Source organism: Paenibacillus tyrphae, from assembly GCF_000722545.1.
GTDB lineage: Bacteria > Bacillota > Bacilli > Paenibacillales > NBRC-103111 > Paenibacillus_G > Paenibacillus_G tyrfis.
This window is the reverse complement of record NZ_JNVM01000002.1, coordinates 86,184-104,632: the sequence shown is the minus strand read 5'-3', so window position 1 is coordinate 104,632 and position 18,449 is coordinate 86,184. Positions and strand designations below refer to the sequence as shown.

The 18,449-nt window shown below is 56.9% G+C and carries 1 protein-coding gene; it reads left to right on the top strand.

What is annotated here, in order from left to right:
* Positions 1 to 13: 13 nt before the first annotated feature.
* The gene (locus ET33_RS01050; protein WP_036675334.1) at positions 14 to 18,406 is read left to right on the top strand and encodes a non-ribosomal peptide synthetase; all 18,393 of its coding nucleotides are present in this window, start codon (positions 14 to 16) and stop codon (positions 18,404 to 18,406) included.
* Positions 18,407 to 18,449: the final 43 nt, after the last annotated feature.

Here is an 18,449-nt window from a genome sequence, read left to right as displayed (position 1 = left end):
AGGAGGAATTCATGTGAGTACGACGAGTCTTCAATTATTTCCTTTAACCCGGGCGCAGCAAAGAATATGGTATACGGAATTGCTGTATCCGAACAGCGCCGCCTGCATGCTCTCGGGAGCCATTATCATGAAAGGCCAGGTCGATCGGGAAGCTCTGGCTCGGTCCGTCCAACTGCTTATTGAACGGAACGAGGCTTTGCGCATTCGGCTGCTGACGGAGGACGGTGAGCCGAAGCAGTATGTTCAGCCTTATCAGCCGGCCGAAATCGGGTACTTGGATTTTTCCGCAGGCGGCCAGGACGTAGAGGAGTGGGTGGAGCTCAACAATCGGAAGCCGATGGAGCTGCTTCATTCCGACTTGTACGAATTTACGATTCTCAAAGTCAACGAGCATGAAGTCCGGTGCAACTTAAAAATGCATCATGTCATCTCCGACGGTATTTCCATGGGGCTGATCGGCAATGGGATCATGCACACCTATTTGGAGCTGGTCCGAGGGGAGTCTCCTTCCGGCGAAGCGACGCATTCGTATTTGGACTATATTCAAACCGAAATCGAGTACGAGCAATCGGAACGTTTCAAAAAAGACAGGGCGTACTGGCTCGATAAGTTTCAAACCCTTCCGGAAGCGACCGGACTAAAAACGTATAATCACCTGTCGGCAAGTACGGTTGCAAAGCGGAACAACACAGCGGTCAGCGGTGAATTTTACGCCAAACTGAAAACGTTTTGGGAAGCACATAATATAGGCGCATTCACGTTTTTCTTAGGCGCCATCTATATTTATTTGCATAAAATGACGAACGAGCGCGAGGTAACGATCGGAGCCATCTACGGCAATCGGAGCTCGAAAAAAGAAAAAGAGACGTTAGGAATGTTTGCAAGCACCGTGGCGGTCCGGGTCGGCGTGGAGCCGGACGAGAATCTGGTGTCGTTTTTGCGGACGGTGGCGAAGGAGCAGAGCACGATCATGCGCCATCAAAAATACCCGTACAACCAGCTTATCCAAGACGTAAGAGAGCTGCACAATAATAGGGACCTGGGCCGGCTGTTCAGCGTTGCGGTGGAATATCAGCCGATGAGATGGGTACACTTCGACAATCTCAGCGTCCAAACCCGCAATCAATTCTGCGGCCACGAAGTGAACGATTTTGTCATACACGTCAAGGAAATGCCCGATGAGCAGCGGATAGAGCTGATTGTGGATTATCGCACGGAATTGTTTGACGAAGCCGAAGTGAAGCGGATGACCGAGCATTTGCTTGAGATTGCCGATTATATCGTTTGTCATCCGCACGAAACCGTGTCCCGGGTATCCTTGGTTAGTGAGGAGGAGAGGCATACTCTTGTATCGGTATTCAACGATACGGCGATAGATTATCCCCGGAACAAAACAATCCAACAGATCTTTGAAGAACAAGCGGAGCGGTCGCCGGAGCGGCTTGCCGTTGCTTTCGAGGGGCATGGGCTGACGTACCGGGAATTGAACGAGCAGGCGAACAAGCTGGCGCGGACTTTGCGGAGCGAAGGCGTATGCCCGGATCAACCCGTCGGCCTTATGGCCGAGCGTTCTCTGGAGATGATCGTCGGCATCCTCGGTATTCTGAAAGCCGGGGGCGCTTATGTGCCGATCGATCCGGAGTATCCCGAGGAGCGTATCCGGTATATGCTGGAGGATTCGGGCGCGAAGCTGCTGCTTGTGCAGGACGGCGAACGGATGGGCGCCGATTTTGCGGGTAAAATCGTCGATTTGAGCCAAGACGATGTCTACAGCGACGACAGCTCAAATCCGGATACCGCAGCCGGCCCGACGGATTTGGCTTATATCATGTATACGTCCGGAACGACGGGCAAGCCGAAAGGGGTCATGGTCGAGCACCGCAATGTGGTTCGTCTGGTGAAAAACACGAACTTCGCTGACCTCTATGAAGAGACGCGCATTTTGCAGACGGGCGCGGTGGCGTTTGACGCTTCCACGTTTGAAATCTGGGGAGTGCTGCTGAACGGCGGAGAACTTTATCTCACGAGCCAGGACGTCATTCTGAACGCGGCGAAGTTGAAGCAGGCGATTCAGCAGTACGGCATTACGACCATGTGGCTGACTTCACCGCTCTTCAACCAGCTATCCCAGGAGGACAGTAGGCTGTTTGGCGGCTTGAAGACGCTGCTCGTCGGCGGGGACGCGCTGTCGGTGCCGCATATTAACCGGGTGCTGCGAGATCATCCGGGACTTTGCATCGTGAACGGCTATGGCCCGACGGAAAATACGACGTTCTCTACAACCTACGCGATTACCGGCGAGCAGATAGATACGGTGCCGATCGGCCGTCCGATCCGGAACTCGACCGCTTACGTGGTAGACAGCGCATTAAAGCTGCAGCCTATCGGCGCTTGGGGCGAGCTGATCGTCGGCGGAGACGGCGTGGCGCGGGGGTACTTGAACCGGCCGGAGCTGACGGCGGAGAAATTTATCGCCAGCCCGGTGCGGGAGGGAGAGCGCTGCTATCGGACGGGAGACCTGGTTCGCTGGCGCGCCGACGGTACGTTGGAATACAAAGGCCGGATGGACGGGCAGGTGAAAATCCGCGGTTACCGCATCGAGCTCGGCGAGGTGGAGGCCTATCTCTCGAAGATTGCGTCCGTACAGACAGCGGTTGTCATTGCCCGTGAAGACGAGGCCGGACAAAAGCAACTGGCGGCGTATTACACTTCGGATCGTCCGCTTTCCCCAGATGAGCTTAAAGCCGAGCTGATCAAGGAACTGCCGGGCTATATGGTTCCCGCTTATTTGATGCAGGTGGAGCAGATGTCGCTTACCCCGAACGGCAAGATCGACCGCAAAGCGCTCCCGGCTCCGGAAGAAATCAGGACAGGCGCAGTGGAATACGTAGAGCCCCGGACGCCCGTGGAAGCGAAGCTGGCCGAAATTTGGCAGGAAGTGCTCGGTCTTCCGCAGATCGGAGTCAAGGACAACTTCTTCGACAGGGGTGGCCATTCGCTGCGGGCGGCGGCTTTGACGGCCAAAATACATAAGGAGATGCAGAAGAATCTGCTTGTCCGCGAAGTGTTTTTGACGCCTACGCTCGAAGGCATGGCACAGGTGATCGCTCGCATGGATCATCAAGCGCAGGAGCCTATTCCGGCAATTGAGCAGAGAGACTATTATCCGGTATCTTCGGCCCAAAAACGGCTGTACATTTTGAACCAGCTGAAGGGCGCCGAGCTCAGCTATAATATGCCGAAGGCTATGGTAGTCGAAGGCCCGCTCGATCGTGAGCGTCTGGAGCAAGCGTTCCGCAAGCTGATGGAGCGGCATGAGTCGCTGCGGACGGGATTCGTGACGGTAAACGGGGAACCGGTACAGCGGATCTACCCCCATGTTGACTTTTCCGTGGAGTTTATGGAGGGGGGAGACGCGGAAGCGGAGGAACGTATCCGGCAATTTGTACGGCCGTTCGATCTGCAGCAGCCGCCTCTCTTCCGGGTGGGACTTATCGAACAGGAGCACAACCGCCATATCCTGCTGTTCGATATGCACCATATCATATCCGACGGCGCTTCCGTCCGCATCCTGATCGAAGAATTCGGCCGTTTGTATCGCGGAGAGAAGCTGCACCCGCTTCCGATCCAATATAAGGATTACACCGTCTGGCAGCAGACGGAAGCACAGGAAGAACGAAGGAAAGCCCAGGAAGCCTACTGGCTGGATGTCTTCGGCGGAGAGCTCCCGGTATTGAACATGCCGGCCGACTATGCAAGACCGGCCGTACAAAGCTTTGAAGGAAATGCAATCGAGTTTGTCATCGACCGAAATCGAATGCAAGAGCTGCGGCGGATTGCCGCACAAAGCGGAGCAACCTTGTATATGGTGCTGCTGGCCGCTTACACGGCTCTTTTGCATAAATATACGGGGCAGGAAGACATCATCGTGGGAACTCCGGTTGCCGGAAGAGGGCATACGGATCTTGAGAACTTGATCGGCATGTTCGTGGGAACGCTGCCTATCCGCAATTTCCCTGCGGGAGAAAAATCGTTCCTGAGCTATTTGGAGGAAGTGAAGGAGCAGGCGCTGAAAGCCTACGATAATCAGGATTACCCGTTCGAAAGATTGGTCGAAAAGCTTCATCTAAGCCGGGATTTAAGCCGTAACCCGTTATTTGACACCATGTTCGTCCTGCAAAACGGGGAGCAGGGCAGGTGGGTCATTGAAGGGCTGCAATTCAATTCGCTCCCCGATGTCCATGATACGGCGAAGTTCGATTTGACCTTCCACGCGGTGGAAGAAGCGGAAGAGCTTGTCTGCCATCTGGAATACGCTTCTTCCTTGTACAAGCCGGAGACCATCGAGCGGATGACGAAGCACTTCGTCCAATTGATCGACGCCATGACGAAGGATCCTGGGGCGAGTCTATCGACTTTGGACATCATTACGGCCGAGGAAAAAACGGCGATTCTCGGCGTGTTCAACGATACGGCGGCGGCGTATCCGCAGGATAAGACGATTCACGGACTGTTCGAGGAGCAGGCGGAGCGGACGCCGGAGCAGACGGCGGTCGTGTGCGGAAGCAGCCGGATGACGTACCGGGAGCTGAACGAGCGGGCGAACCGGCTGGCAAGAACCTTGCGTACGCAGGGTGTGCAGCCGGACCGGCCGGTCGGGATCATCGCCGAGCGGTCGCCGGAGATGCTGGTGGGGATCTATGCGATCCTGAAAGCAGGCGGCGCCTACGTGCCGATTCAACCGGACTACCCCGAGGAGCGCATCCGCTATATGCTGGACGATTCGGGAGCCGGGCTGCTGGTCACGCAGCGTCACTTGAAGGAACGTACCGCTTTCGCCGGGACGGTCATCGAGCTGGAGGACGAGTCCGTGTACCACGAGGACGGTTCGAATTTGGAGCCGATAGCCGGACCGGACCATATGGCGTACGTCATCTACACGTCGGGTTCGACGGGCAAGCCGAAGGGGGTTATGGTGGAGCACCGTCCGGTGATCAACCGGCTGACGTGGATGCAAGAGGCGTATCCGATCGGCAGCGAGGATACGATCCTGCAGAAGACGGCCATTACCTTCGACGTGTCGGTGTGGGAGCTGTTCTGGTGGAGCTTCGTGGGCGCCAAGGTGTGCCTGCTGCCGCCCGGCGGGGAGAAGAACCCCGAGCAGATCCTCACAACGATCGACGAACAAGGTGTGACGATCCTGCATTTTGTTCCGGCGATGCTGCACGTCTTCCTGGAATACGCGGAGGGGCAGCCGGAGGGCGAGCTGGCGAAAAAGCTGGCGTCCATTCGGCGGGTGTTTGCAAGTGGGGAAGCATTGACGACTTCGCAAACGGACCGGTTCCACCGGTTCATCGCGCCGGTGAACGGAGCGCGGCTGATCAACCTGTACGGCCCGACGGAAGCGACGGTCGATGTGTCGTACTTCAACTGCGAGCCGGAGGAGGCGTATGCGTCGGTGCCGATCGGCAAGCCGATCTCGAATATCCGGCTGTATATTGTGGCGCCGGGCACCGGGCAGCTGCAGCCGGTCGGCGTGCCTGGCGAGCTGTGCATCGCGGGCGACGGACTGGCGCGGGGATATCTGCACCGCCCTGAGCTGACGGCGGAGAAATTCGTGGACAATCCGTTCGAAGAAGGCGGACGGATGTACCGGACAGGCGATCTGGCGCGCTGGATGCCGGACGGCAACATCGAATACCTGGGCCGGATCGACCATCAGGTGAAAATCCGCGGTTACCGGATCGAGCTGGGAGAGATCGAAGCCGAGCTATTCAAAACGGCGCCGGTGCAGGAAGCGGTCGTGTTGGCCCGGGATGGCCAAGACGGACAAAAGCTCCTCTGCGCCTATTTCACGGCGGACCGGCAGCTGACGGTGAGCGAGCTCAAGGGAATGCTGTCCAGCGAGCTGCCAGGGTATATGATTCCATCTTATTTTGTGCAGCTCGAACGGATGCCGCTTTCGCCTAACGGCAAGATCGACCGCAAAGCGCTGCCTGCCCCGGAGGAGACAGCGCTGGCCGGAGCTGAATACGTCGCCCCCCGGACTCAGGAGGAAAGGCAGTTGGTCCGCATTTGGCAAGAAGTGCTCGGAAGGAAGCAAATCGGGGTCAAGGATAACTTCTTCGATATCGGAGGACACTCTTTGCGGGCAACAACGGTGACGGCCAAAATTCACCAAGAGATGGGACGAAACGTGCCGCTCAAGGAGATGTTTCAATCGCCGACAATTGAAGCCTTGGCGGCAGCGATTGCGGGGATGGAGCAAGCCGAGCATTCAGCCATAGGGGTAACGGAGAAAAGCGACTTTTACCCGGTCTCTTCCGCGCAAAAACGGTTGTATATTTTAAGCGAAATCGAAGGCGCGCATCTTAGCTACAACATGCCCGCCGTCTTGACGGTCGAAGGCCCGTTGGACCGCCTCCGGCTCGAAGAAGCATTCAGGATGTTGATCGAGCGTCATGAAGTTTTGCGGACCGGCTTTGAACTGGTTGATGGAGAACCGGTGCAAAGGATTTGCCCGGATGCCGCTTTTGCGGTGGAGCTCGTGCAGGCGTCGGAACATGAGGCGGACGAGCACATTCGCAGATTCGTCCGTCCGTTCGATCTACGGAAGCCCCCGCTTCTGCGGGTCGGGCTGATCGAAGTCGGGCCCCGACGTCATCACTTATGTATCGACATGCACCATATCGTTTCCGACGGCGCCTCCCTGGGCATTTTGATCCAGGAATTCGTTCGTCTCTACAAAGGCGAGGACCTTCTTCCGCTTCGGATTCAGTACAAGGATTATGCCGTATGGCAGCAAGCGGAGGAACAGAGCGAACGGATGAAGGCGCAGGAAGCGTATTGGTTGGACGTGTTCAAAGGCGAGCTCCCGGTGCTCCATATGCCGACCGATTATGCAAGACCCGCTGTACAGAGCTATGAGGGCGGGATGCTCCAATTTGCCATCGATCGCTCTGGAATGGAAGGATTGCGGCAGATCGCTGCACAATCCGGTTCGACGCTGTACATGGTCTTGCTCGCCGCCTATACAGCCCTACTGCATAAATACACAGGTCAGGAAGACATCGTTGTAGGCACCCCGGTTGCCGGAAGACGGCATGCGGATTTGGGCCATCTGATCGGGATGTTCGTGAACACGCTGGCTGTGCGCAATTACCCGGCCGGGGAAAAAACGTTCCTGAGCTATGTCGAAGAGATCAAGGAAGCTGCGTTAAAAGCTTATGAGAACCAGGAATACCCATTTGAACAATTGGTGGAAAACCTGGAAATCAAGCGCGATATGAGCCGTAATGCGCTGTTTGACACGATGTTTGTTCTGCAGAACGCAGAGCAGGGGGAGCTGCTTATTGACGGGCTGCAGTTTACGCCTCGTCCTTACGAACATACTACAGCCAAGTTCGATCTGAGCTTGTCGGTGGTTGAGGAAGCGGACGGTCTCGCATGCAGCTTGGAATATGCCGCCTCGCTGTTCAAGCCGGAAACCATTCGGCGGATCGCGCAGCATTTTGCGCAGCTGATCGAGCAGGTCATTCACGATCCGAATGCAACGCTTTCGTCCGTAGATATCGTTTCCGAGCAGGAGAAAGCGCATATTGCGGATGTGTTCAACGACACGGCGCGGCCGTATCCTTCCGACATGACGATCCACAGGCTGCTTGAAGAACAGGCGGAACGGATGCCGGAAGAGGTGGCTGTCGTCTATGAAGCAAGCCGTCTGACCTACCGCCAGATCAACGAAAAAGCGAACCGTCTCGCGCGAACGATAAGAGCCGAAGGCATACGTCCGGACGAGCGGGTATGCATTGTGGCGGAGCGCTCCTTGGAGATGGTGATCGGCATTTTGGCCGTCTTGAAAGCCGGCGGCGCGTATGTGCCGATTGACCCGGAGTATCCGCAGGACCGCATCCGCTACATGCTGGAGGATTCCGGGGCGAAGCTGCTGCTGGTGCAGCGTCCTCTGCCGGAGGAGGTTGCTTTTGACGGCAAGCTTCTGGACCTCCGGGATGAAGCGGTTTATCATCAGGACGCAACTAACCTGGAAGCGGCGGCAGGTCCGCAGCATTTGGCTTACGTCCTGTACACCTCCGGATCGACAGGCGCCCCCAAGGGGGTTATGGTCGAGCATCGGTCGGTCGTAAATATGTTGACCCAGCTGGAGAACGAGTATCCGATGCTCCCGGGCGACGCTTTTCTTCTGAAGACGACCTATACCTTCGATATCTCCGTGCCGGAATTGTTCGGCTGGTTTTTCGGAAAAGGCAAGCTCGTCATCCTGCGGCAGGGACTGGAGAAGGACCCGGCGGCCATCGAGCAGGCGATCGAAGAGCAGGGAATTACCCATATGAACGTTGTTCCTTCCATGTTCAGCGCTATGCTGAGCTACGCAAGGGAGAAGGGGACGGCAAAGCTCAACGGCTTGAGATATATTTTTTCAGGGGGAGAGGCGCTGCCTTCCGCGCTGGTCAAGCAGTTCCACAGTTTGCCGTTGAAGGCGAAGCTGGAAAATATTTATGGCCCGACGGAAGCAACGATTTATGCATCGAAATATTCGGCGGATACGAGCATGGACGATGCGGTGGCGGTGCCGATCGGCAAGCCGCTCGGGAATGTGCAGATGTGGGTTCTGAGCGGCGGAAACCATCTGCAGCCGATCGGGGTGCCGGGCGAGCTGTGCATTACCGGGGTCGGAGTAGCCAGAGGCTATCTGAATCGGCCGGAGCTGACGGCGGAGAAATTTGTCAAGCATCCATTGATGCCGGACCGCCTGATGTACCGGACAGGAGATTTGGCGCGCTGGCTGCCGGACGGGAACATCGAATACTTGGGCCGGATCGATCATCAGGTCAAAATCCGGGGCTACCGGATCGAGCTGGGAGAAATCGAGGCGCGCCTCCGAAAAGTCGGGGCGGTGAAGGAAGCGCTTGTGATCACGCGGGAGGACGAGTCCGGGCAAAAGCAGCTTTACGCGTACTTCACGGCAGAGCGTCCGCTGCTCACCGGGGAGCTCCGAAGCGAATTGGCCGGAATGCTTCCGGGGTATATGATTCCGTCTTACTTCATACAGCTGGAGCGCATGCCGTTGACGCCGAACGGCAAGCTGGACCGCAAGGCGCTGCCGGCGCCGGAAGGTAACGTGCACACGGGAGCGGAATATGTGGCCCCCCGGACATCGCTGGAAGTCCAGTTGACTAATATCTGGAAGGGCATCCTGCGACTTCGTGAGATTGGCGTGCGGGACAACTTCTTTGAAATTGGCGGCCATTCCTTGCGTGCGGTAACGCTGGTCGCTCAAATCCACAAAGAATTGAACGTGAATGTGGCACTGCGTCAAATATTTCAAGCGCCCACGATCGAACAACTGGCGCAAGAGATTGCGGGTATGAAGCAGCAGGCATATGAAGCGATACCGCTGACTGGCGAAAGCTCCTTCTATCCGTTGTCATCCGCACAGAAGCGGCTGTTCATTCTGAATCAGATCGAAGGCGCAGAGCTTAGCTACAACATGCCGAGCGTCATGAGCGTCAGCGGACCGCTGGACAAGGGTCGTCTCGAAGAAGCGTTCCGGAAGCTGATTGCGCGACATGAGACGCTTCGAACCGGCTTTGAGCTGGCCGATGGGGAACCGGTGCAGCGCGTTTATCCGGAAGTCGAATTTGCGGTGGAGTATGTGCGGCCGGAAGCGGAAGATAGCGAAGCATTCATTCGCAGCTTTATCCGTGCTTTCGATCTTGGGAAGCCACCGCTCCTGCGGATTGGAGTCATTGAGCTTGAAGCGGAGCGCCATATTTTGTGCTTCGACATGCACCATATCATCTCCGACGGCACTTCCATGGGCATTCTGATCGAAGAATTTGTCCGGTTGTACGGCGGGGACGAACCGGCGCCGCTTCGGCTTCAATATAAAGACTATGCGGCATGGCAGCAAGGGGAGCTGCGCAGCGAACGCATGAACGCGCAGGAAGCCTACTGGCGCAGCCTTTTCCAAGGGGAAATCCCGGTGCTGGATCTGCCGACCGATTATGCGAGACCTGCCGTGCGTAGCTATGAAGGAAAGTCGGTCGAGTTTGTCGTCTCTTCATCCGTCACGGAGAAGCTGCGGGAGCTCGCCGTCCAAACCGGCTCGACCCTGTACATGGTCTTATTGGCGGCTTATACGGCTCTGCTGCACAAATACACCGGACAGGAAGACATCGTGGTAGGCACGCCGGTGGCGGGAAGGTCCCATGGAGAACTGAGAGGCCTGATCGGCATGTTCGTGAACACGCTGGCGATCCGCAGCTATCCTGCGGGCACCAAGACGCTGAACGAATATGTGCTGGAAATCAAAGAGCAAGCGCTGAAAGCATACGAGCATCAGGAGTATCCGTTCGAGGAACTGGTAGAGAAGCTGAATGTGGCCAGAGACCAAAGCCGCAGTCCGCTGTTCGAAACGATGTTTGTTCTGCAAAACGCAGAGCGGAGCGAACTGACCATCGAAGGCTTGCAGTTTACACCGCATCCGTTCCAGCAGCAAATGGCGAAGTTTGATTTGACCTTCAATGTGACGGAGGAAGCAGACTCGCTTGTTTGCAGCATCGAGTACGCGAGCACGCTGTTCAAGCAAGAAACCATCCGGCGGATGGCGGAGCATTTTACGCAGCTTGTCGAGAAGATGGTTCATGACCCGAATGAGGCGCTTTCGTCCATCGAGATTCTGACCGCACAGGAGAAGGCGCAAATTGTAGAGGAGTTCAACGATACGGCATGGCCGTATCCTGCGGACATGACGATCCACGGGCTGTTCGAACAGGTGGCGGCCGGGATGCCGGAGCAGGAAGCGGTTGTGTTCGGGGATCAACGGCTCACGTATAGCGAGCTGAACGAACGGGCGAATCGCCTGGCGCGCACGCTTCGAGCCAAGGGCGTGCAGGCCGAGCAGCCGGTTGCGATTATGAGCGAGCGCTCCATCGAAATGATCGTCGCCGTGCTCGCCGTCATGAAGGCGGGCGGCGCGTATGTGCCGGTCGACCCGGAATATCCGGAGAAACGCATCCGCTACATGCTCGAAGATTCCGGCGCACGGCTGCTGCTTGTCCAGTCGCATTTGCGGGATCGCGCAGCGTTCGACGGCGAGCTGCTCCTGCTGGACGATGATCAGACTTATAGCGACGATGGCTCAAATCTGGGGCTGGCCGTCGATCCGAAGCAGCTGGCGTATGTCATCTACACGTCGGGCACGACCGGGAATCCGAAAGGCGTGATGGTCGAGCATCAGGGCGTGTGCAACTTCAAGTTCTTCTGCGAGCATACACTGCAGATCAGTAAGCAGGACCGCATTGTGCAGTTTGCCAGCTTTTCTTTTGACGCGTCGTGCTCGGAAATGATCATGAGCTTATTTTTCGGGGCGACGCTGTATGTGCCGGACGCATCGGTTATTTTGGATCATCATTTGTTCGAGCAGTACGTCCGGGACAACGGAATAACGGTGGCGACCTTGCCTCCGACCTATGCCGTGTACTTGAACCCGGTGCACGTTCCGAGCTTGAAAACGCTAATCACGGCCGGTTCCGCTTCCTCCGCCGAGCTGGTGGGGCAGTGGAAGGATCATGTACGCTATATCAACAATTACGGCCCGACGGAGGATTCTATCTGCTCGACCACTTGGGTCTATTCGCAGGACATGGCGATGGAAACATCGGTGCCGATCGGCCGTCCGATAGCCAACCATCAGGTGTATATTCTCGATGCGCAGAACAGGCTGGCGCCCATTGGGGTGGCGGGAGAGCTTTGCGTGAGTGGGATCGGGCTGGCTAGGGGTTACCTGAACCGTCCCGAACTGACAGCGGAGAAATTCGTGCCGGTTCCGTTTGCGCCGGAGAAGCGGATGTACCGGACCGGAGATCTGGCGCGCTGGCTGCCGGACGGAAATACCGAATACTTGGGACGGATCGACCATCAGGTCAAAATTCGCGGCTATCGGATCGAACTGGGAGAAATCGAAGCTCAGCTCATGAAGACGGAGGCGGTGAAAGAGGCGCTTGTGATCGCGCGGGAGGACGAGTCCGGGCAGAAGCAGCTCTGCGCGTACTTCACGGCGGAGCGTCCGCTAATCACCGGAGAGCTCCGAAGCGAATTGGCCGGGGCGCTGCCGGGGTACATGATTCCGGCGCACTTCATGCAGCTGGAGCGCATGCCGTTGACGCCGAACGGCAAAGTAGACCGCAAGGCGCTGCCGGCGCCGGAAGGAACGGCGCACACGGGAGCGGAATACAGGGCTCCCCGGACTTCCGTGGAGCAGACATTGGTTTCCGTGTGGCAAGGAGTGCTGGGTGTCAGATCGATCGGGATTGACGATAACTTCTTCGACCTTGGCGGCGATTCCATTAAAGCGATCCAAGTTTCTTCCAGATTGTTTCAGGCCGGATACAAGCTGGAAATGAAAGATTTGTTCAAGTATCCGACTGTCAAGGAGCTGGGAACACGCGTTCAAACGGCCAACCGAACCGCCGAGCAGGGGACCGTTGCCGGAGCGATGGAGCTGACGCCGATTCAGCGCTGGTTCTTCGGGCGGCAGTCGCCTGATCCGCATCATTTTAACCAGGCCGTCATGCTATACCGGGAACGCGGCTTCGAAGCAGAGGCGCTTCACCGGACAATGAAAAAGATCGCCGAGCATCACGATGCGCTGCGCCTCGTTTTCCGCATGACGGAACAGGGCTGGGAAGCGTGGAACCGAGGCTTGGACGAAGGCGAGCCGTACAGCTTGGAAATCGTGAACCTGAAAGGCGAAACGGACTGCGCGCAAGCGATTGAAGCGAAGGCCGACGAAATTCAAGGCAGCTTCAGCTTGAGCGAAGGGCCTTTGGTGAAACTGGGATTGTTCCAATGCGACGAGGGTGACCACCTGCTGATCGTCATTCACCATTTGGCGGTGGACGGGGTATCGTGGCGGATATTGCTCGAAGATCTTGCGGCGGGCTATGAGCAAGCCGTGAGCGGATCAGACATTCGTCTCCCGCAAAAGACCGATTCGTTCCGGCAATGGGCGGATCGTTTGACGGACTATGCGAAAAGTTCGGCGATAGAGAACGAACGTTCGTATTGGGGGCAAGTGGAGCAAGTACGCGTAATCCCGCTGCCGAAGGATGACATGCAGGTGGCGCCGCAGATTGGGGACAGCGAAGCGGTCACGGTCCAATGGACGAGGGAAGAAACGGAACGGCTGCTCAAGGAAGCACATCGTGCCTACGGCACAGAAATGAACGACCTGCTGCTAACCGCATTGGGTCGGGCGATTCGCGCATGGACCGGCATCGGGCAAGTGGTCGTGAACGTGGAAGGTCATGGCAGAGAGCCGATTGTTCCGGACATGGACATTACGCGTACGGTGGGCTGGTTCACCAGTCAGTATCCGGTCGTTTTGGAGATGGGAACGGACACGGGGCTGGCTGATCAAATCAAGAAAATCAAGGAAGGACTGCGCCGGATTCCGCACAAAGGGGTCGGGTACGGAATTTTGAAGTACCTATCGGCTCCCGAAGAGGGTGGCACCGGCTCCATTCATCCGGAAATCAGCTTTAACTATCTGGGTCAATTTGACCAAGACTTGGAAAATAGTGCTCTGCAGCTTTCCCCTTATTCGACTGGGGCATCGATAAGCGCTAACGCATGGCGGACCTGCGCCCTGGATATCAACGGCATGATTTCCGAAGGAACGCTGAAGCTGACGATCGGCTACAGCGGCAAGGAGTACCGGAAAGAAACGATGGAGCGAGTGGGAGAGCTGTTGAAGGCAAGCCTTCGGGAAGTCGTCGAGCATTGCCTTGGGAAGGAGCGCGCTGAGCTGACGCCAAGCGATGTCCTGTACAAGGAATTGACCCTGGAGGAGCTTGACGCGCTGGCGGAACAGACCGCCCATATTGGCGAGATTGAAAATGTGTACACCTTGACGCCGCTGCAAAAGGGGATGCTGTTCCATAGCTTGATGGATCCGGATTCGGGAGCCTACTATGAGCAAACGACGTTTACGCTCCAGGGAAGCTTCGATGCGGCCGTATTTGAAGAAAGCCTGAACGCGTTGGCGCAGCGCCATGAGGTATTGAGAGCGAACTATTATAGCGGTTGGAAAGAGGAGCCGCTGCAGGTCGTATTCCGTTACAAGCGTCCCGGCTTCCGGTATGAGGACCTGCGCTGCATGAACGAGGAGCAGCGCGAGGCGTACGCCCACCGCTTGGCCGGCGAGGGTAAGGCCAAGGGCTTCGATCTCGGGCAGGATTCACTGATGAGGATATCGGTGCTGCGAACCGGCGACGAGACCTATCGTTTCCTGTGGAGCTTCCACCATATTGTGATGGACGGCTGGTGCTTGTCTCTGGTGGCCAAAGAGGTGTTCGAAACGTATTTTGCCATCCTGGAGCAAAAGCGGCCGGAGCTTGGAACCCCTCTCCCGTACGGCCGGTACATCGAATGGCTGCAGCTTCAGAATCGCGAAGCGGCTTCCCAGTATTGGAGCGACTATTTGGCGGGGTACGAGCAGGGAACCGTTCTGCCTCAGGCGAAGTCCGGGAAAAAGGACGGCGTCTATGCCGCGGAGACGCTGGCCCGCTCGTTCGGGGAAAAGTTGACGCGGGATATTGACCTCACGGCGAAGCAGCATCGAGTAACCGTGAATACCTTGATTCAGACGGCATGGGGCGTTCTGCTGCAAAAATATAACGGCAGCGAAGACGTCGTATTCGGAAGCGTCGTATCCGGCAGGCCGGCGGAGCTTCCCGGCATTGAGACGATGATCGGTTTGTTTATTAATACGATCCCGGTCCGCATCCAGAATGTTCCGGAGCAATCCCTCGCCTCCGTCATGAGAAGCGTGCAGGAGCAATCGCTGGCGGGCCAGGCGTACGAGACGTACCCGCTCTACGAGATTCAGGCGCAAAGCGAGCATAAGTCAGGCCTGATCGATCACATTATGGTGTTCGAGAACTATCCTGTCGATCAGCAGATGGAGCAGCTCGGAGGCCATCGTTCCGTCAGCTTTGAGATCAAGGACGTTCATATATCGGAGCAAACGAATTACGATTTCAACCTGATCGTGGTTCCTGGCGATGAGATCGCATTGCGGATGGAGTATAACGCGTGCGTCTATGACCAGGCGGCGGTGGAGCGGATTTACGGACATCTGGTTCGCGTATTGGAACAGATTGCGGCTCATCCGCAGATTCGCGTTGGCGAGCTGAATGTGCTGACGCCGGAGGAGCAGACGCAGATTCAAGTCCGGTTCAACGATACGGAGGCGGACTATCCGCGGGATAAAACGATCCACGCACTGTTCGAGGAACAGGCGGAGCGCGCGCCGGAGCAGGTCGCGGTCGTCTACGAGGAGAGCCAACTGACATACGGCGAGCTGAACGAGCGGGCGAACCGGCTGGCGCGGACGCTGAGGGCTGAAGGCGTCCAAGCGGATACGCTGGTCGGTATCATGGTAGACCGCTCGCTGGAAATGATCGTCGGCATCCTCGCGATCCTGAAAGCCGGCGGCGCGTATGTGCCGATCGATCCGGAGTATCCGGAGGAGCGCATCCGCTTCATGCTCGAGGACTCGGGAGCGAAGCTGCTCTTGATGAAGCATCCGTCGAACGAGAAGCTCGCCTTCTTCGAAGGGACGCTTGTCGGCTTGGACGATGCGGCAGTTTACGATCCGGACGGCGGAAATTTGGAGCCTATTACGGGTCCGAAGGATCTGGCGTATGTGATTTATACGTCCGGAACCACGGGCAAGCCGAAAGGAACGCTAATCGAGCACAAAAATGTCGTGCGGCTGCTGTTTAACGACCGGAATTTGTTTGACTTCGGACCGTCGGATACGTGGACGCTATTCCATTCGTACTGCTTCGATTTCTCGGTTTGGGAGATGTACGGGGCGCTGCTGTACGGAGGCCGGTTGATCATAGTGCCGGCGATGACGGCACGAAGCCCGCAACAGTTCTGCGATCTGCTGAAGGTGGAGCAGGTCACGATACTGAACCAGACGCCGACATATTTCTACCAGCTGATGCAGGAAGAGCTGAGCCACGACAGCAAAGAATTGAAGTTAAGACAGATCATTTTCGGCGGGGAAGCGTTAAGTCCGGCGCTGCTGAAAAGCTGGAAGGCGAAATATCCGCACGTGCAGCTGATCAATATGTACGGTATCACGGAAACGACGGTGCACGTGACGTACAAGGAGATCACCGAGCGTGAAATCGCGGAAGGCAAAAGCAACATTGGAAAGCCGATCCCGACGCTGAGCGCGTACATTATGAACGAGCAGCGGCAATTGCAGCCGGTCGGAGTTCCCGGAGAGCTGTATGTGGCTGGGGACGGGCTGGCACGAGGCTATTTGAACCGCGCGGACCTGACGGCGGAGCGCTTTGTGGAGCATCCGTTTGCAGCGGGTGAGCGGATGTACCGGGCAGGCGACCTCGCGCGCTGGCTGCCGGACGGCAGCATCGAGTATTTGGGCCGGATCGACCATCAGGTGAAAATCCGCGGCTACCGGATTGAACTGGGCGAGCTCGAAGCGCAGCTGTTGAAGGTGGAGACGGTGCGAGAGGCGATTGTCATCGCACGCGAGGACGAAGAGGGACAAAAGCAGCTGTGCGCCTATTTTGTAGCGGACACCGAGCTGACGGCTGGCGGGCTCAAACAGGCTCTTTCCGCCGAACTGCCGAATTACATGCTCCCGTCGTACTTCATCCAGCTCGATGCGATGCCGCTGACGTCCAACGGCAAGGTCGACCGTAAAGCGCTGCCGGCCCCGGAGGGAAGCCTGCAGCTCAACGCGAAGTATGTCGCGCCTCGAACTCCGCTCGAACTTCGGCTCGCGCGGATTTGGCAGGAGGTGCTTGGCGTCCCGCGTATCGGGATAAATGACAATTTCTTCGACCTCGGCGGGCACTCTTTACGAGCGACGACGATGGCGGCCAAAATTCATAAGGAACTTCACATCCGCGTTCCGTTGAAAGAAGTGTTCCAAGCTCCGACGATCGAAGCATTGGGGAAAGTGATCGCATCTATGGGTCATACTGCGTACGAAACCATTCCGGTCGTCGAGGAAAGAGATTACTACCCGGTAACTTCTGCACAGAAGCAGCTATATATTTTGAGCCACCTGGAAGGTGGAGAGCTCAGCTACAACATGCCGAACGTCATGTCCGTCGACGGACCGCTTGACCCGCTGCGTCTGGAAGCGGCGTTCCGCGAGCTGATCGTGCGTCACGAATCGCTGCGCACCGGCTTTGAGATGGTTGACGGCGAACTGGTGCAGAGGATCTACCGCGAAGCGCAATTTGACGTGGAATACATCCAGGCTGAAGAAGCGGAAGCCGAAGCCTACATGGCCGGATTCGTACGCGCCTTCCCTCTGGAGAAGCCGCCGCTGCTGCGCGTCGGATTAATCGAGCATAAGCTGGACCGTTACACCCTGCTGTTTGATATGCATCACATCATTTCGGACGGCGTCTCTATGGGGATCTTAATCCAAGAGTTTGTCCGCCTCTATGGGGGCGAGACGCTTCCGCCGTTGCGGATTCAATATAAAGACTATGCCGCATGGCAGCTTCGGCAAGCGTCCGAAGAGCGTTACGGACAGCTGGAAAGCTACTGGCTTGAAGCCTTGTCCGGGGATTTGCCCGTCTTGCATCTGCCGACCGACTACCCGCGGCCTGCGCGGCTTAGCTTCGAGGGGGCGCAGATCGACTTTGCGGCGGATCGGGCTTTGACCGAAGCCGTGAAGGGGCTGGCCGATGCCAGCGGCAGCACGCTGTTCATGGTTCTGCTTGCCGCCTATACGGTCCTGCTGTCCCAATACAGCGGACAGGAAGATATGATCGTGGGCACTCCGATCGCCGGCAGATTGTCGGAGGAACTACAGGGCGTCATCGGAATGTTTGTCGGCACCTTGCCGCTGCGGAATTATCCATCGGAAGGAAAAACCTTCCTGGGCTACCTGCAGGAAGTAAAAGAAAATGCCCTGCAAGCCTTCGAGCATCAGGACTATCCGTTCGAAAAGTTGGTCGAGCAGCTTGACGCAGCCAAGGATGTAAGCCGCAATCCGCTGTTCGATACGATGTTCACGCTCCAGAACCTCGAACGCCAGGAGCACGGGATCGAATCGTTAACCTTCACCCGTCAGGTTCGGGAGAATGGAAGCTCCAAGTTCGACCTGAGCTTTACAGTCATGGAGCAGGGCGACGAGCTTGCCTGCAGCATCGTTTACCGGACCAAATTGTTTAAAAAGAACACGATGGAGCAGCTTTCGCAAGATTTCCTGGCGATCTTACAGGCGGTTACGGCCAATCCTCACATTCCGTTGGAAGAAATCGAACTGGCGGACGGTCTGAACCCCGCAGATCCATTATTCGAAAATAAAGAGTTTGCGTTTTAAGCTGCGCATCTGTCTCGAACTGGCCGGCGTTCAAAGGGTGTGA